Here is a 20,554-nt window from a genome sequence, read left to right as displayed (position 1 = left end):
CATTATACGGCGTAAGCCTGCGTGATGCTGTAATTTTGTTAAATTAGCGTGAACTTCTGCATCCTGTTCCCTTTTCGGCCATTATAATCAACTTAGCGATCCCGCCAGGGTTTTGATATGCTTGCGCCCGAAACTAAGGGAAAGAGTGATTATGCAGGCCTGGTATTTACTGTATTGCAAACGCGGGCAACTTCAGCGCGCGCAGGAACATTTAGAACGTCAGTCTGTAAATTGCCTGACACCCGTGATCACGCTTGAAAAAATGCAGCGCGGGAAGCGCACAACCGTCAGTGAGCCGCTATTTCCGAACTATTTGTTCGTGGAATTCGACCCGGAAGTGATCCACACCACCACCATCAGCGCCACGCGCGGCGTCAGCCATTTTGTTCGTTTTGGTGCGCACCCGGCAACGGTGCCGTCGACGGTGATCCATCAGCTTTCGGTTTATCAACAACCTGAAGATATTACCGACCCGGAAACCCCGTACGCGGGAGACAGTGTCGTCATCACCGAAGGTGCCTTCGAAGGCCTGCAGGCGATTTTCGCCGAGCCGGACGGTGAAGCACGCTCCATGTTATTGCTCAATCTGCTTAATAAGCAGGTGCTACAAAGCGTGAAAAACACCGACTTCCGCAAAGTTTAAAAATCAATGCCAAACAGGCGACGCACGTTGTCATCCGTCTGCGTAGATAACCCGTGCGGATCCTCTCCGCGCCACTGCGCCACGCTCGTGACAATATGCCCCAGCCACGCCGGTTCGTTACGTCGCGATGCCGGTTTTGGTTTCATATCACGCGGCAATAAATAAGGCGCGTCGGTTTCGAAGAGCAACTGGTCGGCCGGGATCACCGGCAACAGTTCACGAAGCTCCAGCCCGCGGCGTTCATCGCACACCCAGCCGGTAATCCCCAAATAAAGCCCACGATCCAGACAGTCCAGCGCCTCCTGACGTGAACCGGTAAAACAGTGCAGCACCGCGCCTGGCAGTTTATCCAGCCAGGGATCCAGCAGCGCGAGGAAGCGCTCATGCGCATCGCGACAGTGCATAAACACCGGCATTTCAAGCTCGGCCGCCAGGGCAAGTTGCGCCGTAAACGCTTTTTCCTGCTCGGCAGGGGTGGAAAAATTGCGGTTGAAATCGAGCCCACATTCCCCGATAGCCACCACTTCGGGGGTTTTCGCCAGCCTGTGAATGATATCAGCGCTCTCCGGCGTCCACTGGCTGCTGTCATGAGGATGCACGCCCGCGGTAGACCAGCAACGGTCGTAGCGTTGGGCCAGCTGTTGCGCCTGCTCGCTTTCATGCAGGTTGGTGCCTGTCAGCAGCAGACCTTTTACGCCGGCGGCAAACGCGCGCGCCACGACGTCGTCGCGATCTTTGGCAAACTGTGAACTGGTCAGGTTAAGTCCAATATCAAACATGCAATTCCCCATATGACAACCGCCCTGACGGGCGGCTGGTTTTACTCTTCAGTGCTCTTTTCAGAGACGTCGTCTTCGTCCTCTGATCGACGCCCTTTCCCCACATAGAAACGTGAGAAGAAGACGCCTACCTCAAACAGACAGTACATCGGTATGGCCAGCAGCGTTTGCGAGAAGACATCGGGCGGCGTCAGCAGCATGCCGACCACAAATGCGCCGACCAGAATATACGGACGCTTTTTACGCAGGTCTTCTGGTGTGGTTACACCCACCCAGCAAAGCAGCACAATCGCAACCGGCACTTCGAACGCCACGCCGAATGCCATAAACAGCGCCATCACAAAGCTGAGGTAGCTGGCAATATCGGTCGACACCTGTACCCCTTCCGGCGCGGTATGCGTCAGGAAGCCAAAGGCCAGCGGGAAGACCACGAAATAGGCAAACGCCATGCCGATATAGAACAACAGCGAGCTGGAGACCAGCAGTGGGATCACCAGTTTGCGTTCATGCTTATACAGAGCGGGCGCCACAAACGCCCAGATCTGATACAGCAGGATGGGTGCAGAAGCGATCAACGATACCCAGAACGTGAGCTTAATGGGCGTAAAGAACGGCGAAGCAACGTCCGTCGCGATCATCGTTGCGCCCAGCGGCATCTGCTTTATCAGCGGCGCGGAGACAACCTGGTAGATGTCGTTGGCGAAATAAACCAGGCATAAGAAAATAACGAAAACCGCAATAATGCAGTTTAACAGGCGCTTACGCAGCTCAATGAGGTGCGTAATGAGCGGTTGAGTATCATCTACTGCCATGTTTACGCTTTATCACTCGACGAGGGGGATGATTCGGTAACAGGCGCGGCGGGCTTTGCTTCAGCCGCGTTGACCACAGGGTCTTCCGGCTGCGCCTGTTTTTTCAGTTCAGGTTCCTGCGGCGTATGTTCAGGCGCGGTGGCCTGATGCTCCGCGCTGGCAGGCGTTACGCCCTCGCGCTGCGCTTCACTATTTTTCACCACCGGGTTATGGATGGTGTTCGCTTCATCGCTAGCTTTTTCAGGATCGTTAACGCTGTACGAGCGCTTCATGGATTCTGCCGCTTCGCGCAGTTCATCCATGGAGGCTTTCAGTTCCGGCGTCAGGTTATCCATGCTCGCCTTCTCAACCTTTTTCAGGCTTTCCTGAAACTCCTGCAGCTTAAGTTCCTGCGCCAGCTCGTTCTGTACGGTGGATGCCAGCGAACGAAGCGCACGCACCCACCCCACAACCGTTTTTACTGCAACGGGTAAACGCTGTGGCCCCAGCACGATGAGGCCAATCACAAAGACCAGCAGCAGCTCACTAAAACCAATGTCGAACACGACTTACACCTGCTCTTTATCGTGGCGTTTAGCGTCTTCCTTTTTGGCATCTTCTTGCTTGTCGGAGATGGATTTAGCAGTAAAGTCAGCGTCCTGGCTGGTTTTATCCTGCTTGCTCTCATCATCGCTCATTGCTTTCTTGAAGCCTTTGATAGACGCGCCCAGATCGGAACCGATAGAACCGAGCTTTTTGGTGCCAAACAGCAGCACGACGATGACGGCAATAATGACTAATTGCCAGATACTGATACCACCCATACATATTCCTCAGAGATAGATGATTAATTAGTCAGACCGCATTATACGTATGCGGCCTGGTGATAGCGATGCCTCTTCAGCGCGTCTTTCTCCAGCCAACGAACCAGACCACTATTCCGGCAACCATTAGCCAGGCGGGCATCATCTGCCAGTCCGGACGGTTGATTAACAACAACGTACCACTGAGCAGCAGGGTTGCGCCAATGCCAAACAGATAGCGAGACTGGCCCTGGCGTACGCGGTTCGACTGAAGCTCGTGGGCGATTTTATCCATGCTGAGCTGAAGGTTCTTGCTCTGACGCAAACTGTCATACACCAGTTCAGGAAGTTCCGGCATTTTTTCAACCCAGAACGGGGCTTTCTCTTTGAAAGCCCGCACCAGAGCCGGAATGCCAACCTGATCCTTAATCCAGGATTCCAGGAACGGTTTCGCGGTCTTCCACAAGTCTAACTGAGGATAGAGCTGTCGACCTACACCTTCAACGTAAAGTAATGTTTTCTGAAGTAAAACAAGCTGTGGCTGCACTTCCATATTGAAGCGGCGAGCGGTGTTAAACAGATTCAGCAACACGTGACCGAACGAGATTTCTGCTAGCGGTTTTTCAAAAATCGGTTCACAGACGGTACGGATGGCAAACTCAAACTCTTCGACATTGGTGTCCGGCGGAACCCAACCTGAGTCAACGTGCAGTTCAGCCACTTTACGGTAGTCACGATTAAAGAAGGCGATAAAATTCTCCGCCAGATAACGCTTATCTTCTTTATTGAGCGAGCCGACAATACCGCAATCAATGCCGATATATTGCGGGTCGTCCGGATGCTCATAGCTCACAAAGATATTGCCCGGATGCATGTCTGCGTGGAAAAAGCTGTCGCGGAAGACCTGAGTAAAGAAGACCTGTACGCCACGTTCGGCCAGCAGCTTCATGTTCGTTCCCTGTTTCTCCAGGGCCACGACATCCGAGACGGGAATACCGTAAATACGTTCCATGACCATCATGTTCTGGCTGCAGTAGTCAGAATAGACTTCAGGAACATACAGCATCGGGCTGTTTTCAAAATTGCGCCGTAGCTGAATGGCGTTTGCCGATTCGCGCAGCAGGTTTAGTTCATCGATCAGCGTTTTTTCATATTCCCGTACCACTTCCAGCGGGCGCAGGCGGCGTCCGTCAGGGAGCAGACGCGGAACCCAGCGCGCCAGACGATAGATAAGCTTCATGTCCGCTTTGATGATCGGCAGAATATCCGGGCGGATAACTTTGATAACGACTTCTTTGCCATTCTCTTTCAGACGCGCGGTATGCACCTGGGCAATGGAGGCAGAAGCCAGCGGCTGAATGTCGAAATCGTCGAACCAGGTCTCAACAGGAATATTGCCCATCGCCTCTTCGATCTGTTTTTTCGCGCGCACGCCGTCAAACGGGGCCACGCGATCCTGCAGCAGTGCCAGCTGATCGGCAATCTGGGGCGGGAAAAGATCGCGACGGGTCGAGAGCATTTGGCCGAACTTAATCCATACCGGGCCCAGCTCCTGTAGCGCCAGACGCAGGCGTTCACCCAGTGGCTGTCCTTTGTGGCGATTAGGCATCCAGAACAACATCCGCCGCCAGATACGAAGCGGCAGCGTGATACGCATTTTGGGGATAAGCTCGTCGAGCCCGTAACTCAAAAAGGTGTGGACGATAAAATAGAGGCGCCGAATTTCACCAGGCGTCATTTGCCCTCCAGTTTTTCCAGCCGTTTGGTTAACGCATCAACCGCACGTTCAACAGCCGCAGTCTCTTCCGCGAACCAGGCTACTTCCAGCTGTCCGGGGGCCATACGCCACTCTTCGGTCAGCACCTCTGCCGCATAACGCTGCTGACGTTGCAGGCTTTTACGCAGGAAGGCGGTACCACCATGCAGGGCTTTGCCGATCCCTTCCGCTGCAATGTCGCCAATAAATGGGGCAAGCAGTTCCGCCGGGTCGAACTCGGCCAGATCGCTGAGCGCAACGAAATTTTGTACAACCTGAATGTCGCCTTCCACTTCCAGCTCACCGCTTCGGATCAGCGCCGTCAGTTGCTGGCGGTCACGCAGTTTTGGCAGCACGCTCATGCGCGTGATGACAGAGCAGTCGGCGTCTCCTTCCCACTCCCCCAGAACATCAAGCTGGCGTTCGCTGAAGACCAGCACAAGCGGCGTCGAGAACTCTTTTAAAACGATCCGCAATACCTTCCCGTTAAGTCGCTGCCGCGCGGCTTTTAGCGCTGGCGCACGATAGAGAAAGGCATTCAGTACATTCTCGATGCCTGCGGTGACTAAGGGTTTAAAGGGCACAGGACACCTCCACTCAGAACTTATAACCGCGATGCAGTGCGACGACACCCGCCGTCATGTTGAAATACTCAACGTTTTCAAACGCCGCATCCTGCATCATGGCCTTCAGGGTGTCCTGATCCGGGTGCATGCGAATGGATTCCGCCAGATAGCGGTAGCTTTCTGCGTCGTTTGCCACCAGTTCGCCAATACGCGGCAGAACATGGAATGAATAGGCGTCGTAGGCTTTGCTCAGTGGCTCGATAATCGGTTTGGAGAACTCAAGCACCAGCAGACGTCCGCCCGGCTTCAGCACGCGATACATTGAGCGCAGCGCTTTTTCTTTATCGGTGACGTTACGCAGGCCAAAAGAGATAGTGATGCAGTCAAAGGTGTTATCCGGGAACGGCAGCGCCTCGGCGTTTGCCTGCACATATTCCACATTCCCGACCACGCCGATGTTACGCAGCTTCTCACGCCCCATTTTCAGCATGGAGTCGTTAATATCAGCCAGAACAACACGCCCGGTTTCACCCACCAGACGGGAGAATTTCGCGGTCAAATCGCCCGTGCCGCCGGCAAGGTCCAGTACCGTTTGTCCACGACGCACACCGCTACAGTCGATGGTGAAGCGCTTCCACAAGCGATGAATGCCGAATGACATCAAGTCATTCATCACATCGTACTTCGCCGCCACGGAATGAAATACGTGGGCCACCATGTCAGCTTTCTGCGCTTTGGCGACAGTCTGAAAGCCAAAGTGCGTTGTGTCTTGTGAATCGTCAACCATCTCAGAGCCTGCTTATCAGTAAAATGTTCGTGAAGTGTAACAGATTGGGCGCGTTTGCCCTACGTTTCAACCACCACGTGAGAAACGCGCCAGATGCGGGTCTGGCGATAACTCTGCCGCTAACTCGTTGTCTTCACTGTCTCTCTTTTGTCCATCAGCTCCTTCGCGCAGGCGAAACTCTTCGTCCTGTGCCGTGGCTTGCTCAACCAGTTCCGGATTAATCTCGCGTTTAACCTCCACCCCCAGGCCGCGGAAGGCTTCGGCTTGCGCCAGCAGATTGCCCCGCCCGGAGGCGAGTTTTTTCATCGCCTGGCGGTAGTTGTCCTGCGCGCGGTCCAGGCTTTGCCCGACCGAGGACATATCATCCACAAAGAGGCGCATTTTGTCGTACAGCTTGCTGGCGCGATCGGCAATCTGCTGCGCGTTGCGGCTCTGATGTTCATAGCGCCACAGGTTGGCAATGGTGCGTAACGCCACCAGCAGTGTGGTGGGGCTGACCAGCATAATGTTGTTTTTCAGCGCTTCAGTTATCAGTTCCGGCTGTCTGTCGAGTGCCAGCAGAAAAGCAGGCTCTACCGGGATAAACATCAGAACATAGTCAAGCGAGCGCAAACCCGGCAACTGCTGATAGTCTTTTCTGCCCAGCAGACGAATATGGTTCCGCACGGAGGCAATGTGCTCCTGCAACGCCGATTCGCGGGTGTAGTCATCCTCCGCGTTGAAGTAACGCTCATAGGCCACCAGCGTCATTTTGGCATCAATCACCACATCTTTACCCTGCGGCAGACGCACAATGACATCTGGCTGCATTCGCGAGCGGGCATCGTTTTCTATGCTGACCTGGGTTTCGTATTCATACCCTTCGCGCAGTCCAGAGGCTTCCAGCACCCGCGTGAGGACGACTTCACCCCAGTTACCCTGCGTTTTGTTATCCCCTTTCAGGGCGCGGGTCAGGTTGACCGCTTCCTGCGCCATTTGTGCATTCAACTGCTGCAGATTACGAATTTCGTGTGCCAGGGTGTGCCGCTCTCGGGCCTCCTGACCAAAGCTGTCCTGCACCTGACGACGGAAACCGTCCAGTTGCTCACGCAGAGGCGTCAGGAGACTGTTCAGACTCTGGCGGTTTTGTTCGTCAACGCGGCGGTTGCTGTGCTCAAAAATGCGGTTCGCGAGATTCTCAAACTGTTCGCTGAGGCGCTGCTCGCTGTTCATCATCTGGCGGATTTTGTCTTCCGCATGCAGTTGAGTGGATTCCAGGCGGGTCGTGACTTCACGGAGATCGGCTTCCAGTGAGGTATTGATATCACGCAGATTGCGCAGTTCGTTGTTGAGTAACTCGCACTCGTCTCGCCAGTGTTCACTCAGCGCAAGTTGCTGTTTTGTCGCGCTTAACTCGGCGACTATCTCTTCACGCTCTGCCAGCTGATCGGCCTTTTGCTGCGCGTGCTGATAGCTGGAAATCAGCCAGCCTATCGCCACGCCCGCGAGCGCAATCACCGCGTAAATCAGAATTGAGAGATCCACAATGCCCCCTGCATCAACGTATTACCGCACAAAATAAGATTGTGCTGTATAAACGTCCAGTTTGAAAGGGTTTTCCTGCGAGGCGCTACGCAAAAAATAAAGGCCGAACGTGTCGGCCTTTGATGTCAGAAGAGAGGATTAGATCAGACGACGGGCCGCTTCAACCACGATTTTTACCGCATGACTTTCGGTTTGTTTCATGGTTTCGGCGTTCGGGATTTCCTGCTGGGTACGGTTGACGATTACCCCCGCCACCATACCGGCACGCAGACCCTGGCTTGCGCACATGGTCAGCAGCGTTGCGGATTCCATTTCATAGTTCATCACGCCCATAGACTGCCACTCTTCCATAGAGCCTTTAAAACGGCTCACCACACGGCCAGAGAAGGTGTCGTAACGCTCCTGACCCGGGTAGAAGGTATCCGACGAGGCGGTTACGCCCACGTGCGTGGTTGCGCCAACGGATTTCGCTGCTTCAACCAGCGCCGTCGTACATTCAAAATCGGCAACCGCCGGGAATTCCATTGGTGCAAAGTGCAGACTCGCCCCATCCAGACGCACGGACGCGGTAGTCACCAATACATCACCCACGTTGATATGCGGCTGGATCGCACCGGTCGTCCCGATACGCAGGAACGTCCGGATGCCCAGCTGCGCCAGTTCTTCAACGGCAATGGAGGTAGATGGGCCACCGATACCGGTAGAGCACACAATCACGGCCTTACCATCCAGCTCTGCACGCCAGGTGGTGAATTCACGATGGGCTGCCAGCTTAACCGGCTTATCCATCAGCGCGGCGATCTTTTCCACACGCTCAGGATCGCCCGGGACGATCGCGAGCGTAGCCCCTTGTAAATCGTTTTTGGTGAGGCCGAGATGAAAAACATCAGACTTAGACATAGGTGACTCCTCTGTGGGTCGGTTAGTCAGAAGAAGTAAAACGGTACTTTACAGAAGCAATACGCATAATTTCGTGACACATCTCACCATGAATGAAAAAGATTGCAGTAGATTTCCATAAAAAAGTGATTTACATCACATTAACAAGTTATATCGTGGTGTGCTGCACAAAAGATAGACCGTTTAAGGCACTGTGGGTTGTTAACCTCGTGTCTATATTTACCTTTGCGCTAACTCATTGGTACGGAGAATGCCATGACTGAAAAAACCGGTTTTGCACCTGCTGCGGCTCCGCATGCCTCAACCATCGTCTCAACGCCTGAAGACGCCATTACGGCGGGAGAGACCTCCATTCCCTCGCAGGGGGAAAATATGCCTGCTTACCACGCGCGACCAGCATCGGCAGACGGTCCGCTGCCAATCGTGATTGTGGTTCAGGAAATTTTCGGCGTTCACGAACATATTCGCGACCTCTGCCGCCGACTGGCGCTGGAAGGTTACCTGGCCGTTGCGCCAGAGCTCTATTTCCGTCAGGGCGATCCGAACGACTACAGCGATATCCCAACGCTTTTGAGTAACCTTGTCAGTAAAGTGCCGGATGCACAGGTGCTGGCCGATCTGGATCATGTTGCCAACTGGGCGGCGCGTCACGGCGGTGATGCGCATCGACTGATGATAACGGGGTTCTGCTGGGGCGGACGCATTAGCTGGCTGTATGCCGCGCACAATCCGCAGCTGAAAGCTGCTGTGGCCTGGTACGGTAAACTGGTGGGCGAAAAAACGCTGAACTCGCCAAAACATCCGGTTGATATCGCCACAGACTTAAATGCCCCGGTGCTGGGACTGTACGGTGGTCAGGACACGGGTATTCCGCTCGACACGGTAGAGACCATGCGCCATGCGCTACGCGCGGCGAATGCAAAGGCCGACATTGTCGTGTACCCGGATGCCGGACACGCGTTTAATGCCGATTATCGTCCGAGCTATCACGCGGAATCAGCCAAAGATGGCTGGCAGCGGATGCTGGCGTGGTTTAGCCAGTACGGCGGCAAGAAAGCGTAAACATAAAAGCCCGGTGGCGGCGATGCCTTACCGGGCTACATAATGGGATCGACTCTGTCTTAACCCTGACGCAAATTCTGCGCCGCTTTCACCATATTCGCCAGCGCCGCGCGGGTTTCAGGCCAGCCGCGGGTTTTCAGACCGCAGTCAGGGTTCACCCACAGGCGCTCTGCCGGAATGCGTTGGGCGGCTTTCTTCAGCAGGGCTTCGATCCACTCCACGCTCGGCACGTTCGGGGAGTGAATGTCATACACGCCCGGCCCGATTTCGTTCGGGTAATCGAACTCTTCGAATGACTCCAGCAGTTCCATATCTGAACGCGAGGTCTCGATGGTGATCACGTCGGCATCCAGTGCGGCAATGGAATCCATGATGTCGTTAAATTCGCAGTAACACATGTGGGTGTGGATCTGCGTGTCATCCTTCGCCACTGCGGCATTGATGCGGAACGCTTCCACACCCCACTGCAGGTAGGCGTCCCAGTCGCTGCGACGCAGCGGTAATCCCTCGCGCAGGGCCGGTTCGTCAATCTGGATGATGCCAATGCCCGCCGCTTCCAGATCCGCCACTTCATCGCGCAGCGCCAGCGCAATTTGCTTCGCGATGGTTTCACGGGTCACGTCCTCACGCGGGAAGGACCAGCAAAGAATGGTCACCGGACCGGTCAACATGCCTTTTACCGGCTTGTCGGTCAGGGACTGGGCATATTTAGCCCATTCGACGGTGATCGGGTGAGGACGGCTGACGTCACCGATCACCACCGGTGGTTTTACACAGCGGGAACCATAGCTCTGTACCCAGCCGTTTTGGGTAAAGACGAAACCGTCCAGATGTTCACCGAAGTACTCCACCATGTCGTTACGCTCTGCCTCCCCGTGAACCAGCACGTCCAGGCCTAAGCGCTCCTGCTCCACAATCGCCTGTTTGATATGTTCCGCGATGCCGGTGCGGTAGTTGGCCGCATCAAGGTTGCCCTTTTTGAAGTCCAGGCGCAGGCCGCGGATCTCGGTAGTTTGCGGGAAGGAACCGATGGTGGTGGTTGGCCACGCAGGCAAGTTGAATCGGGCGCGCTGGGCTTCTGCACGCACTTCATAGGGGCTTTGACGCTGGCTGTCCTGCGCGGTGATAGCCGCCAGACGTTTTTCCACCGCCGGGTTGTGAACGCGAGACGAATGACGACGGGCCTGAATCGGAGCGCTCCATTCGGTAATCGCCGCCGTGTCACCGCTGTTCAGGGCATCACGCAGCAGAGCCAGTTCTTCACATTTCTGCAAGGCAAAGGCAAACCAGCTTTTCACTTCCGCATCCAGGCGGGTTTCAACGCTGAGATCGATAGGGCTGTGCAGCAGTGAACACGAAGAGGCCACCCATAGTTCACGTTTGCGGACGATGTCCTTAATCTGAGCATATTTTTCTGTCAGATCGGCGCGCCAGACATTACGACCGTTTACCAGCCCGGCAGAGAGCAGCCACTCCGCTGGCAGGCGCTTGTGCAGTTCTGCAACATCATCTTTTCCATGCACCAGGTCAACGTGCAGGCCCTGCACTGGCAATTTGGTGATGGTGCCGAGGTTCGGCGTCACACCTTCAAAGTAGGTGGTAAGCAGCAGCTTCACCTGCCCGGTCAGTGCATCGTAAGCCGGTTTGAAGGCATCGAGCCACGCTTGCGGCAGCTCGAGCACCAGCGCCGGTTCGTCGATTTGCACCCACTGAATACCGCGTTTGCCCAGCTCAATCAGCACCTGTTTGTAGACCGGCAGGATATCCTTCAGCAGGCTCAGACGATCGAACGGCTCGCCTTTGACTTTTCCTAACCACAGGTAGGTCACTGGCCCCAGCAGCACCGGTTTCACCTGGTGCCCCAGCGCCAGCGCTTCGTCCACTTCATCCAGCAACTGGGTCCAGGTCAGTTTGAACTGCTGACCTTTAACAAACTCCGGCACCATATAGTGATAGTTGGTGTTAAACCACTTGGTCATTTCCGCCGCTGCCGCTGGCTCACCGGTTGGCGCACGGCCACGGCCGATGCGGAACAGCGTGTCGATATCTACCGATCCATCGTTGTTCTGATGACGAGCCGGGACATTGCCAAGCAGCAGGCTGGTCGTCAGAACATGGTCGTACCAGGCGAAATCGCCCACCGGCAGCAGGTCTACGCCCGCCTGTTTTTGCTGCTCCCAGTGGCGGGCACGCAGTTCGCGGCCCACTGCCAGCAGCTCTTCACGCGTGGTGTTTCCTGCCCAGTAGCTTTCTTGTGCTTTTTTTAGCTCGCGACGCAGGCCAACGCGAGGGAAACCGAGAGTGTGATTGCGGATTGTCATGTCATGCCCCTTGTGAAATTCGTTATTTAGACGTCCAGATGTTTACACATCTATAATTGGCAGGTACTGTATATTCCTCAAGCGCAAAATGTTCATGGCGAAGTGAAGGACTTTCATGATCGAGATAAAACACCTGAAAACGCTACAAGCGTTGCGAAACTGCGGTTCTCTCGCGGCGGCGGCGGCCTCACTGCACCAGACTCAGTCCGCCCTTTCTCACCAGTTCAGCGATCTGGAACAACGTCTCGGCTTTCGTCTTTTTGTGCGTAAGAGCCAGCCGCTGCGCTTTACTCCCCAGGGCGAGATCCTCCTGCAGCTGGCAAATCAGGTGCTGCCGCAAATTGCCAGCGCGCTTCAGTCCTGCAATGAGCCGCAGCAAACTAAATTGCGTATCGCCATTGAGTGCCACAGCTGTATTCAGTGGCTGACCCCCGCGCTTGAGAACTTCCGCCAGAAGTGGCCGCAGGTAGAAATGGACTTTACCTCCGGCGTGACGTTTGACCCGCAGCCGTCACTCCAGCAGGGCGAGCTGGATCTGGTGATGACGTCAGACATTCTGCCGCGTAGCGGCCTGCATTATTCGCCAATGTTCGATTATGAGGTGCGTCTGGTGCTGGCACCGGATCATCCGCTGGCCAGCAAGACGCGTATCACCCCGGAAGACCTGGCGACTGAAACGCTGCTGATATACCCGGTGCAGCGCAGTCGCCTGGATATCTGGCGCCATTTCCTGCAGCCGGCGGGCATCAGCCCACAGCTGAAAAGCGTGGATAATACGTTGCTGTTGATTCAGATGGTTGCCGCCAGAATGGGCATCGCGGCGCTGCCGCACTGGGTGGTAGAGAGTTTTGAACGCCAGGGCCTGGTGGTCACCAAAACCCTGGGAGAAGGACTGTGGAGCCGGCTGTACGCCGCCGTGCGCGATGGCGAGCAGCGTCAGCCGATCACGGAAGCGTTTATTCGCTCAACGCGGAACCACGCGTGCGACCATCTTCCGTTTGTGCGGAGCGCGGAGCGACCCAACGGCGATGTACCCACAGCGAAGCCAGGATCACCGCTCCCCCAATAAGGAAACTCGGCCAGTGGGGCTGTTGCTGCCAGATAGCAAGGTTTACCAGTAGCCCCGCGGGCACATGCACGTTGTTCATGATACCCAGCGTACCGGCGTCTACCTGAGTTGCGCCATAGTTCCACATGAAGTACCCCAGCCCCGAGGCCACCACGCCCAGCCAGACCAGAATGCCCCACTGCACGGTGGTGGTAGGTAATTTTTGCGGGTTACCCAACATAAACCAGGCTGCGACCGCGACCACCGCCGCCCCCATATAGAACCAGGCAAACGCGTTGTGCTGTGGCATCGGGCGGGTTTCCATCAGGCGCTTGTAGCCCACCATACCAATAGCGAAGCTGATGTTTGCTAACTGCACGAACATCAGGCCGGTCCAGAAGTGATCGCTCACTTTATCGTAGCGAATAATCGCCGCGCCAATCACCGCCAGCGCTGCGCTCAACAGATAGCCCCAACGCAGACGACGCCTGCTGAGCAGGTCGTAAATCAGCGTGATATAGAGCGGCGTCAGCACCGTAAAGAGCAGGAACTCCGAGACGGACAAGTAGATATACGCCCGAAAGCTGAACAGATACATGATGCCGAGCTGCATCGCTCCCACCAGCATATACAGCAAAACGGTTTGCAGGGATTGTCCGCGCGTACGCAAAAAGGGCAGGAACACCAGCGCCGCCAGCCCCACGCGCATCAGCACCGAGAAATAGCTGTCGACCGATCCGGCAAGGTATTCGCCAATCAGGCTAAAGGAGAAGGCCCACAGGATAGTGGTGATAATGAGTAGCGCCACAATGCTTGTCTCTCAGAAAGAAGGAGAGGCATTGTAGCGAACTCTTTAGTTGACAACTGAGCAATAAACAACCAAATGAAGATTATTCAAGGAACAGCTTGCGCAGATATTTTGGTACCGCATTGTCTGCGTTGGTGCCGATCACTTCCAGCTCCGGGTGCAGGTCTTTCAGGCGCTGGTGCGCGTTCTGCATGATGCAGCCTTTACCCGCCATCGAGAGCATCTCAGCATCGTTCATGCCATCACCAAAGGCGATACAGTCTTTCAGCTCAAAGCCCATGCGTTTGGCCACCGCTTCCAGAGCGTGCCCCTTGGAAACGCCACCCGCCATCACTTCCAGGCAGGTCAGCGTTGAGAAGCTTACGTTGACGCGATCGCCCCAGCGGGCGTTGATTGCCTGCTCCAGCGGCAGCAGTTCTTCGTGACTTTCGCAGGTAAAGAAGACTTTGCTGATCCCTTCCGGCTCGAGCAGACCTGGCTCATACAGGGAGTAGTTAAACACCGCTTCTTTGAAGAAGCGCATCTCTTCCGGACGGTGGCGGTTCATGAACCAGTCATCGTCGCGGTAAACGTTCGTGACGATAGCCGGATTATTATGCACCACACCGAACAGATCGGCGGCAATATCGCGATCCAGGTTGTGGGTAAAGATCAGATTGCCATCGGTGTCGTGAACACGCGCACCGTTGGAGGTGATCATGTACGATTTAATCTCAAGATTATCGCGGATCTGCCCCACATCCACGTGGTGGCGCCCGGTGGCAAACACAAAGTGCACGCCACGGGCAGTCAGCAGCTTTAAGGTCTCTTTCGCGTACGGCGACAGGGTGTGGTCGGGGGAAAGCAGCGTGCCATCTAAATCAGATGCAACAACCTGGTACATAGGAAAATTTAACCTCAATAGAAAATCAGTTATGCCGGTCGAAAAACTCGACGATGGCGTTAAGCGCGACTGAGCGCATAGCGTCCTTTTCAAAAAGGATCTCATGGTACGCGCCGTTGATGACCAGCGGTTTACCCCCTTCACAAGGGTGACCGGCGGCAGCGCGCAGTTCACAAAAACGGTCATGCATGCGGTTATCCACCACACGCTCTTCTTCAGCCTGAATCAGGAGTGTCGGCGTGTCATCATCACCTACGCCCGCCAGAACCTGCTCCCCGGCATGTATCCCCTCCCGCACCCAGTGCCAGGTGGGGCCGCCAACGCGCAAGCGAGGCTCATCGGCATAGAAGCGCAGGTTGCGGCGATAACGCTGACGGCTATGGGTTAAGACGTTGAGGGCAAACGGCAAAGCCCGCCAGCGCCCTGTTCCGATGGCGTAACCTTCACGAATGCGCTGATGGCCCTCAGCCCAGTCGAGAAGATGGCGCACCATCCAGTCCGGAAAACGTATCACAATGCCATACATCGGCGCGGTCAGCGCAATGGCATCGCACTGGTGATCGTAGCGCTGCAAAAAGAGCGTAGAGATCGCGCCGCCCATGGAGTGCGCAAGAATATAGCGCTTACGCCACGGGCCAGGCTGCACTTCCTGCTGCCAGAAGGCGGCAAGATCGTCGACATAATCGCTGAAGTTATCTACGTGGCCACGATGGGTATCCGGCAACATTCGACCAGAAAGCCCCTGCCCGCGATGATCGATAATTAACACGTCAAAACCCAGATGGAACAGGTCGTACGCCAGCTCGGCATATTTGATGTAGCTTTCGATACGCCCGGGACAGACCACAATCACCCGGTCATTTTTTTCATCACGGAAACGAACAAAGCGCACCGGGATATTCCCGACGCCCGTAAACTCATCTTCCTCACGCTGACGCCAGAAATCGGTCAGCGGCCCCATGGAGAAAGCAGCAAATGCGTTTTCTCGTGTTTCCCAGTCCTTTTTCTGCTGCAACATCGGGTTTCCACCCCCCGTCATTCAGGGAATATCGTTTTTTTCGTAACTGGTCACAAAATGACTCAACAATAGCGTATTGTGGCATAAAAACAGACGATTCGGGAGTTTCAAATGACCTTCGAGTGGTGGTTCGCTTACCTGCTGACATCCATCATCCTCAGCCTGTCACCGGGTTCGGGGGCAATTAATACCATGACAACCTCCATTAACCACGGTTATCGCGGGGCGGCAGCATCCATTGCCGGTTTGCAAACCGGACTGGGGATTCACATTGTGCTGGTGGGCGTGGGTTTAGGGACGCTCTTCTCCCGCTCGGTGCTGGCATTTGAAGTGCTGAAATGGGCCGGTGCGGCATATCTGATTTGGCTCGGTATTCAGCAGTGGCGAGCAGCAGGCTCAATTGATCTCAACACTCTTGCCCGGACGCAAACGCGCGGTCGCCTGTTTAAGCGGGCGGTGTTTGTGAATCTGACCAACCCAAAAAGCATCGTTTTTCTGGCTGCCCTGTTCCCGCAGTTTATCGTCCCGCATCAGCCGCAGGTCATGCAGTATGTAGTCCTGGGCGTGACCACCATTGTTGTCGATATTATTGTGATGATTGGCTACGCGACGCTGGCGCAGCGGATTGCAGCATGGATTAAAGGGCCTAAGCAAATGAAGGCCCTGAACAAAGTGTTTGGTTCGCTGTTTATGCTGGTTGGCGCGCTGCTTGCGTCAGCGCGTCATGCTTAGCGAGAGATAATAAGGTGAATACCAAAGCCGGCGAACAGCGCGCCGGCGAAGCCGTCAATCCACTTCGCGATGCGCTGATAGCCACGGCGCATCGCCGGTAAGGCAAACAGGCTGGCAACAACGGTGAACCACGCAAACGTCTCAACCACAATCAGCAGGAAGATACCCCAGCGTGCACCTGCCCCCACGCTGTCGCCCACGAACAGGGAGAAGACGGAACCGAAATAGATAATCGCTTTCGGGTTCGCCAGGTTGGTCAGCAGCCCTTTCACAAAGCTACGGCCGCCCGTTGCCAGCTCAATTTTTGGCTCTTGCGGTTTTTTCTCTTCTTTCTTCAGCGCCCCGCGCAGCATCTGGTAGCCCATCCAGCACAGGTACAGACCGCCACCGACCATGATGATGTTATGCAGCCACGCCATCTTCGCCAGGATGAGGTTCAGGCCAAGCAGCGCCACGGACGCCCAGACCATAACACCCATAGTGATACCCAACACCCCCATCATTGCTTCTTTGCGGGAGCGGCTGACGGCGGTTTGTGACACGAAGAAAAAGTCAGGGCCCGGGCTCATCAGCGCAACAATGTGCACCAACGCCACGGTAAGAAATAGCATTAACATAATTCGCTCGCGGGGAAATAATTCAGTGAGTCATCATCCTGGCACTTTTTTGCGCGGCTGACTACTCCTCATCATCACCATCGACATGTGAACGGATGAGCGCCATGAATTCTTTACCAAAGCGCTCCAGCTTGCGCGTGCCCACGCCGTTGACGCTGAGCATTTCGCTGGCGCTGAGCGGCATCTGCTCGGCCATCTCGATCAGCGTCGCGTCGTTGAAGACCACATATGGCGGAATGTTCTCTTCATCGGCAATCGCTTTACGCAGCTTGCGCAGTTTGGCAAACAGCTTGCGGTCGTAGTTGCCGCCGTAGGATTTCTGCATCACCCGCGGTTTCAGGGCAACTACGCGCGGCACGGCGAGCTTGAGTTCAACATCCCCACGCAGCACCGGGCGCGCGGCTTCGGTGAGCTGAAGCGCGGAGTGCTGGGCAATGTTCTGTGTGGCAAAACCGAGGTGAATCAACTGACGAATAATGCTGACCCAATGCTCGTGGCTCTGGTCTTTGCCAATACCGTAGACAGGCAGCTTATCGTGGCCCATGTCGCGGATACGCTGGTTATTGGCGCCGCGCAGCACTTCCACCACGTAGCCCATCCCGAAGCGCTGATTAACACGGTAAATGGTCGAAAGCGCCTTACGCGCGTCCATCAGGCCATCGTACTGCTTTGGCGGGTCGAGACAGATATCGCAGTTGCCGCACGGCTCCTGACGCCCTTCACCAAAGTAGTTGAGCAGCACCAGACGACGGCAGGTCTGCGCTTCCGCAAACGCGCCCATGGCGTTGAGTTTGTGACGCTCGATATCCTGCAGCTGTCCCTGCGGTTTCTCTTCAAGGCAGCGGCGCAGCCACGCCATATCGGCCGGATCGTAAAACAGCATCGCTTCCGCAGGCAGGCCATCACGGCCTGCGCGGCCGGTTTCCTGGTAGTAGGATTCGATATTTCGCGGAATGTCGAAGTGCACCACAAAGCGGACGTTGGGCTTGTTAATGCCCATGCCGAACGCCACCGTCGCCACCACAATCTGCAGGTCATCACGCTGGAATTTTTCCTGCACGTCGGCGCGGATGTGGTTTTCTAACCCGGCATGATAGGCCGCCGCGCTAAAGCCGCGGTTTTGCAGACGCGCAGCGGTGTCTTCCACCTTCGCGCGGCTGTTGCAGTAGATGATGCCTGACTTGCCGCGTTGCTCCTGCACATAGCGCAGAAGCTGATCCAGCGGCTTGAATTTTTCCATCAGCATATAGCGGATGTTCGGGCGGTCGAAGCTGCTGACCTGGATCAGCGGGTCGTTCAGCCCCAGCAGGCGGACGATATCCAGCCGCGTGGTGTCATCTGCCGTGGCGGTCAGCGCCATAAACGGCAGTTCAGGGAAGCGCTGACGCAGCTGACCAAGTGCCGCATATTCCGGGCGGAAATCGTGGCCCCACTGCGAGATACAGTGTGCTTCATCAACGGCCAGCAGAACGGGATTCCAGTGCGCCAGATGGTCGAGGAAGTTATCCAGCATCAACCGTTCTGGTGCGATATACAGCAAGCGAACCTGTCCGGTACGGCAACCGGCCATCACCTCTTGCTGCTGCTCGCGGGTTTGCGTGGAGTTAAGACAGGCCGCCGCCACGCCGTTGGCGAGCAGCTGGTCAACCTGGTCTTTCATCAGAGAAATCAGCGGCGATACCACGACCGTCAGGCCATTAAGTACCAGCGCGGGCACCTGATAGCAGAGCGATTTACCGCCACCGGTCGGCATTACCACCAGGCAATCACGGCCTTCCAGCACGGTTTCAATGATGGTTTCCTGGCCAGGACGGAACTGCTGGTAGCCAAAGGTTTCATGCAAAACCTGTTTAGCCAGCGACTCCTGATTCAATACTTCCACCTGCGCCACGTTAACCCCATATGCCAGAAATGAAACAGGCGCTATTTTCAGCGCCTGAGAGAGAAACTTCAACGTTTAACGCAAAAACATTCGAGCGTCTTAGAAAATATCGTTCAGCATTACGCCGACACCCACGCGGGTCTGATTGAAGTTGTAATCGATGAGCGACTCGCCGTAACCGCTGTAGACCTGCGTATAGATACGCACGTGTTTGGTCATCGGGTAGCTTAAGCCCACTTCTGCGCCGCCGTAACCGGTGTTCCAGTTGTACTGGCCCCTGGCGCTCAGCACCGCATCACCCAGCTGATAGCCAATCCTGAGCTGATAGTAGCCCATATATTTGGTGATATCCGGGTTGTCATCGGTGCTGCCCACCACGTACCACGGCTTCACTTCCACCATCATATTACCGTTTTGCGCCATCAGGCGCGTATAGGCGCGGTTCCAGCTACGTGAGGTTGGATCGGAACGGCCGTTGGAGTCATGGTTGAAGCCCACTTCAACGTCACGCAATGTCCAGCCTGCAAACTCATAATCCGTGGCGAAACCCAGGAACAGCTGGGGCTCATAGTTGGTTTCACGAAACGGTGAAGATTCACCGCTGTTGGAAAGCTGCCACCAGGATTTCTGGGTATAAGACGCACCGAGAACCGAATTCGGCCCCAGAATGCCGCGCCAGAACGGAAACGCGAGGCTGAGCTGATATTTCACCTCATCTTTGCGCGCATTCTCAGCCCAGTCATAGGAGCGAATCGCCTCTTTGTTGAGATCGCTGGTCCAGGTATAGAGCACATAGTTGGTGTCGTACGGGTAGAGCGTGAAGGGATTATCATGCTCCTGCAGCAGGTTAGCGATAATGCTACCGCGAACTGCTGGCGTATCATGCACCTCTTTGACTGTCGCTTCCTGCGCATAGGCTGTGAGGGGCAGCGCAACCGCTGCCAGTAACCCTGCCAGATACGTCCGCATCGGTGGTGTTCTCCTGCAAAATGTTAAATGATCTGAATCGTTATATGGCGCACATTCTACAGACTTCTGCAGCAACTGCTGCATCCTCGTTTCTGAAAGTGGCATTCTTGCCTGTCCGGGCATAAAATCAACATTTTATTAACATTAAGGATGTGATGTCTCATGTCAGCCATGCTAACCGCCGAAGAAGCGTTAAAACTCGTGGGCGAGATTTTTGTTTACCATATGCCGTTTAACCGCGCGCTGGGACTGGAGCTGGAGCGTTACGAAAAAGACTTTGCCCAGCTCAGCTTTAACAACCAGCCGATGATGGTAGGCAACTGGGCACAGAGCATTTTACATGGCGGGGTGATTGCCTCCGCGCTGGACGTGGCTGCAGGGCTGGTATGTGTTGGCAGCACCCTGACCCGCCATGACACCATCAACGAAGACGAGCTGCGTCAGCGCTTATCCCGCATGGGTACCATCGATTTACGCGTCGATTATCTGCGTCCCGGGCGCGGAAACCGCTTCACCTGCAGCAGCAGCCTGCTCCGTGCGGGTAATAAGGTCGCCGTGGCGCGTGTTGAACTGCATAACGAAGAACAACTTTATATCGCCAGCGCAACCGCCACTTATATGGTGGGTTGAAGCTGAAAAATCGGGTAAAGTTAATTCACTTTTTT

The 20,554-nt window shown here is 55.3% G+C and carries 21 protein-coding genes; 5 read left to right on the top strand and 16 right to left on the bottom strand.

Going from position 1 to position 20,554, the window contains the following annotated elements; genetic code table 11:
• Nucleotides 1–151: 151 nt before the first annotated feature.
• Nucleotides 152–643: a transcription/translation regulatory transformer protein RfaH gene (gene rfaH, locus ACOTZF_RS20425; protein WP_013099234.1), complete on the top strand. Its 492-nt coding sequence runs from the start codon at nt 152–154 to the stop codon at nt 641–643.
• Here rfaH and tatD read toward each other — a convergent pair.
• The 9 genes from tatD to udp form a co-directional block, all read right to left on the bottom strand.
• Nucleotides 640–1,422 carry a 3'-5' ssDNA/RNA exonuclease TatD gene (gene tatD / locus ACOTZF_RS20420; protein WP_129317588.1) on the bottom strand — a complete coding sequence of 261 codons (783 nt, stop codon included), beginning with the start codon at nt 1,420–1,422 and terminating at the stop codon, nt 640–642. The two genes, rfaH and tatD, sit on opposite strands and share 4 nt — an antisense overlap.
• A gap of 41 nt (nt 1,423–1,463) precedes the next feature.
• Nucleotides 1,464–2,234, bottom strand: a complete 771-nt coding sequence (gene tatC, locus ACOTZF_RS20415) for a Sec-independent protein translocase subunit TatC (RefSeq protein WP_013099236.1) — start codon at nt 2,232–2,234, stop codon at nt 1,464–1,466.
• Nucleotides 2,235–2,236: 2 nt separating this feature from the next.
• Nucleotides 2,237–2,779, bottom strand: a complete 543-nt coding sequence (tatB, locus tag ACOTZF_RS20410; RefSeq protein WP_023621768.1) for a Sec-independent protein translocase protein TatB — start codon at nt 2,777–2,779, stop codon at nt 2,237–2,239.
• Between the two features lie 3 nt (nt 2,780–2,782).
• A complete protein-coding gene (gene tatA / locus ACOTZF_RS20405; RefSeq protein WP_013099238.1) occupies nt 2,783–3,037 on the bottom strand; it encodes a Sec-independent protein translocase subunit TatA in 255 nt (84 codons plus the stop codon).
• 76 nt (nt 3,038–3,113) lie between these two features.
• Nucleotides 3,114–4,754 carry a ubiquinone biosynthesis regulatory protein kinase UbiB gene (gene ubiB / locus ACOTZF_RS20400; RefSeq protein ID WP_013099239.1) on the bottom strand — a complete coding sequence of 547 codons (1,641 nt, stop codon included), beginning with the start codon at nt 4,752–4,754 and terminating at the stop codon, nt 3,114–3,116.
• Nucleotides 4,751–5,356: a ubiquinone biosynthesis protein UbiJ gene (gene ubiJ, locus ACOTZF_RS20395; protein WP_013099240.1), complete on the bottom strand. Its 606-nt coding sequence runs from the start codon at nt 5,354–5,356 to the stop codon at nt 4,751–4,753. Before ubiJ ends, ubiB begins: the two co-directional genes overlap by 4 nt.
• 13 nt (nt 5,357–5,369) lie before the next feature.
• Entirely contained in the window at nt 5,370–6,125 is a 756-nt protein-coding gene (gene ubiE / locus ACOTZF_RS20390; protein ID WP_013099241.1) for a bifunctional demethylmenaquinone methyltransferase/2-methoxy-6-polyprenyl-1,4-benzoquinol methylase UbiE, read from the bottom strand.
• Between the two features lie 66 nt (nt 6,126–6,191).
• The gene (rmuC, locus tag ACOTZF_RS20385) at nt 6,192–7,649 is read right to left on the bottom strand and encodes a DNA recombination protein RmuC (protein WP_129317589.1); all 1,458 of its coding nucleotides are present in this window, start codon (nt 7,647–7,649) and stop codon (nt 6,192–6,194) included.
• 138 nt (nt 7,650–7,787) lie between these two features.
• Entirely contained in the window at nt 7,788–8,549 is a 762-nt protein-coding gene (gene udp / locus ACOTZF_RS20380; RefSeq protein ID WP_003860792.1) for a uridine phosphorylase, read from the bottom strand.
• Between the two features lie 255 nt (nt 8,550–8,804).
• Between udp and ACOTZF_RS20375 the strand changes: the two genes are divergently transcribed.
• Nucleotides 8,805–9,611, top strand: coding sequence for a dienelactone hydrolase family protein (locus ACOTZF_RS20375; RefSeq protein ID WP_129317590.1), 807 nt, complete (start codon nt 8,805–8,807; stop codon nt 9,609–9,611).
• A 59-nt stretch (nt 9,612–9,670) separates the two neighbouring features.
• Here ACOTZF_RS20375 and metE read toward each other — a convergent pair whose 3' ends face one another.
• Nucleotides 9,671–11,932 (bottom strand): 5-methyltetrahydropteroyltriglutamate--homocysteine S-methyltransferase, encoded by a 2,262-nt coding sequence (gene metE, locus ACOTZF_RS20370; protein ID WP_129253126.1) that lies wholly within the window; start codon nt 11,930–11,932, stop codon nt 9,671–9,673.
• Nucleotides 11,933–12,047: 115 nt separating this feature from the next.
• On the opposite strand from metE, the gene metR reads away from it, so the two are divergent.
• A complete protein-coding gene (gene metR / locus ACOTZF_RS20365) occupies nt 12,048–13,001 on the top strand; it encodes an HTH-type transcriptional regulator MetR (protein ID WP_013099245.1) in 954 nt (317 codons plus the stop codon).
• Here the strand turns inward: metR and ACOTZF_RS20360 are convergent.
• The 3 genes from ACOTZF_RS20360 to pldB form a co-directional block, all read right to left on the bottom strand.
• On the bottom strand, nt 12,889–13,788 hold the full coding sequence (locus ACOTZF_RS20360) for a carboxylate/amino acid/amine transporter (protein ID WP_023621553.1): 900 nt from the start codon (nt 13,786–13,788) through the stop codon (nt 12,889–12,891). The genes metR and ACOTZF_RS20360 overlap by 113 nt on opposite strands.
• Nucleotides 13,789–13,870: 82 nt before the next feature.
• The gene (gene yigL / locus ACOTZF_RS20355) at nt 13,871–14,671 is read right to left on the bottom strand and encodes a sugar/pyridoxal phosphate phosphatase YigL (RefSeq protein WP_013099247.1); all 801 of its coding nucleotides are present in this window, start codon (nt 14,669–14,671) and stop codon (nt 13,871–13,873) included.
• A gap of 25 nt (nt 14,672–14,696) precedes the next feature.
• A complete protein-coding gene (gene pldB / locus ACOTZF_RS20350) occupies nt 14,697–15,689 on the bottom strand; it encodes a lysophospholipase L2 (RefSeq protein ID WP_013099248.1) in 993 nt (330 codons plus the stop codon).
• Nucleotides 15,690–15,800: 111 nt separating this feature from the next.
• Here pldB and rhtB point away from each other — a divergent pair, with 111 nt between their 5' ends.
• Nucleotides 15,801–16,421 carry a homoserine/homoserine lactone efflux protein gene (rhtB, locus tag ACOTZF_RS20345; RefSeq protein WP_013099249.1) on the top strand — a complete coding sequence of 207 codons (621 nt, stop codon included), beginning with the start codon at nt 15,801–15,803 and terminating at the stop codon, nt 16,419–16,421.
• Here the strand turns inward: rhtB and rhtC are convergent.
• The 3 genes from rhtC to pldA form a co-directional block, all read right to left on the bottom strand.
• Complete coding sequence (gene rhtC, locus ACOTZF_RS20340) at nt 16,418–17,038, bottom strand: threonine export protein RhtC (RefSeq protein WP_129317591.1); 621 nt, start codon at nt 17,036–17,038, stop codon at nt 16,418–16,420. The genes rhtB and rhtC overlap by 4 nt on opposite strands.
• Nucleotides 17,039–17,099: 61 nt before the next feature.
• Nucleotides 17,100–18,929, bottom strand: coding sequence for an ATP-dependent DNA helicase RecQ (recQ, locus tag ACOTZF_RS20335; RefSeq protein ID WP_129253125.1), 1,830 nt, complete (start codon nt 18,927–18,929; stop codon nt 17,100–17,102).
• 90 nt (nt 18,930–19,019) lie between these two features.
• Nucleotides 19,020–19,889 (bottom strand): phospholipase A, encoded by an 870-nt coding sequence (gene pldA, locus ACOTZF_RS20330; RefSeq protein WP_013099252.1) that lies wholly within the window; start codon nt 19,887–19,889, stop codon nt 19,020–19,022.
• Between the two features lie 162 nt (nt 19,890–20,051).
• Here pldA and yigI point away from each other — a divergent pair, with 162 nt between their 5' ends.
• On the top strand, nt 20,052–20,519 hold the full coding sequence (yigI, locus tag ACOTZF_RS20325; RefSeq protein WP_013099253.1) for an acyl-CoA thioesterase YigI: 468 nt from the start codon (nt 20,052–20,054) through the stop codon (nt 20,517–20,519).
• The last annotated feature ends 35 nt before the right edge of the window (nt 20,520–20,554 follow it).

Source organism: Enterobacter cloacae complex sp. SHL021 (assembly GCF_049237765.1).
GTDB classification, from domain to species: Bacteria; Pseudomonadota; Gammaproteobacteria; order Enterobacterales; family Enterobacteriaceae; genus Enterobacter; species Enterobacter cloacae.
The sequence above is the reverse complement of the archived record's forward strand: the minus strand, read 5'-3'. Positions and strand labels throughout refer to the sequence as shown.

Bases quoted from the DNA above. Each gene is read 5' to 3' on its own strand.
- rfaH (WP_013099234.1), top strand. From the start codon at position 152: ATGCAGGCCTGGTATTTACTGTATTGCAAACGCGGGCAACTTCAGCGC.
- tatD (WP_129317588.1), bottom strand. From the start codon at position 1,422: ATGTTTGATATTGGACTTAACCTGACCAGTTCACAGTTTGCCAAAGAT.
- tatC (WP_013099236.1), bottom strand. From the start codon at position 2,234: ATGGCAGTAGATGATACTCAACCGCTCATTACGCACCTCATTGAGCTG.
- tatA (WP_013099238.1), bottom strand. From the start codon at position 3,037: ATGGGTGGTATCAGTATCTGGCAATTAGTCATTATTGCCGTCATCGTC.
- ubiB (WP_013099239.1), bottom strand. From the start codon at position 4,754: ATGACGCCTGGTGAAATTCGGCGCCTCTATTTTATCGTCCACACCTTT.
- ubiE (WP_013099241.1), bottom strand. From the start codon at position 6,125: ATGGTTGACGATTCACAAGACACAACGCACTTTGGCTTTCAGACTGTC.
- udp (WP_003860792.1), bottom strand. From the start codon at position 8,549: ATGTCTAAGTCTGATGTTTTTCATCTCGGCCTCACCAAAAACGATTTA.
- ACOTZF_RS20375 (WP_129317590.1), top strand. From the start codon at position 8,805: ATGACTGAAAAAACCGGTTTTGCACCTGCTGCGGCTCCGCATGCCTCA.
- metE (WP_129253126.1), bottom strand. From the start codon at position 11,932: ATGACAATCCGCAATCACACTCTCGGTTTCCCTCGCGTTGGCCTGCGT.
- metR (WP_013099245.1), top strand. From the start codon at position 12,048: ATGATCGAGATAAAACACCTGAAAACGCTACAAGCGTTGCGAAACTGC.
- yigL (WP_013099247.1), bottom strand. From the start codon at position 14,671: ATGTACCAGGTTGTTGCATCTGATTTAGATGGCACGCTGCTTTCCCCC.
- pldB (WP_013099248.1), bottom strand. From the start codon at position 15,689: ATGTTGCAGCAGAAAAAGGACTGGGAAACACGAGAAAACGCATTTGCT.
- rhtB (WP_013099249.1), top strand. From the start codon at position 15,801: ATGACCTTCGAGTGGTGGTTCGCTTACCTGCTGACATCCATCATCCTC.
- rhtC (WP_129317591.1), bottom strand. From the start codon at position 17,038: ATGTTAATGCTATTTCTTACCGTGGCGTTGGTGCACATTGTTGCGCTG.
- pldA (WP_013099252.1), bottom strand. From the start codon at position 19,889: ATGCGGACGTATCTGGCAGGGTTACTGGCAGCGGTTGCGCTGCCCCTC.
- yigI (WP_013099253.1), top strand. From the start codon at position 20,052: ATGTCAGCCATGCTAACCGCCGAAGAAGCGTTAAAACTCGTGGGCGAG.